Here is a 533-nt window from a genome sequence, read left to right on the forward strand (position 1 = left end):
GACATGGCGTTCCACGATCACCTGCCGAAGCTCTTCCCGCACGCGGACGCGCGCAGCTGGTTCGCCGGCAACGACGCGCTGATAGAGGCGACCGCGTTTCGCAATGCGTCGCTGCAAGGCGCGTATCTGATCGTCGCCGCGCGCGCGCTCGGCCTCGATGCCGGACCGATGTCGGGCTTCGATCAGGCTGCCGTCGACGCGGCGTTCTTCGCCGGCACGTCGATCAAGTCGAACTTCCTCGTGAACCTCGGCTACGGCGACGCCGCCGGCCTGTTCCCGCGCAGCCCCCGCTTCTCGTTCGACGAAATCGCGCGCATCGAATAAGCGCGCGACGGCGGCGCGTTCGCGCGCCGCGCCACCTCTCCCGACTTCCCCCGTTTCCGCCCATGCGACGCGTTTCATCGTTTCTGCTGCGCCTGACGATCATCGGCGTGCTGCTGCACGTGTACATCGGCTTCCGTCTGCTGCCCGAGCTCGCCTCGCCCGCCGCGCGCTACGCGGGCGCGCTGTGGCTCGTCGGGTCGTGCCTGCTG

The 533-nt window shown here is 69.0% G+C and carries 1 protein-coding gene; it reads left to right on the plus strand.

Going from position 1 to position 533, the window contains the following annotated elements:
* The coding region (locus J5M58_RS26110) for a malonic semialdehyde reductase (protein ID WP_207880220.1) at positions 1–324 on the plus strand (324 nt) is incomplete at its 5' end.
* Positions 325–533 lie beyond the last annotated feature (209 nt).

The sequence above is a fragment of the Pseudomonas sp. 32_A genome, assembly GCF_017490905.1.
Lineage (GTDB): Bacteria > Pseudomonadota > Gammaproteobacteria > Pseudomonadales > Pseudomonadaceae > Aquipseudomonas > Aquipseudomonas inefficax.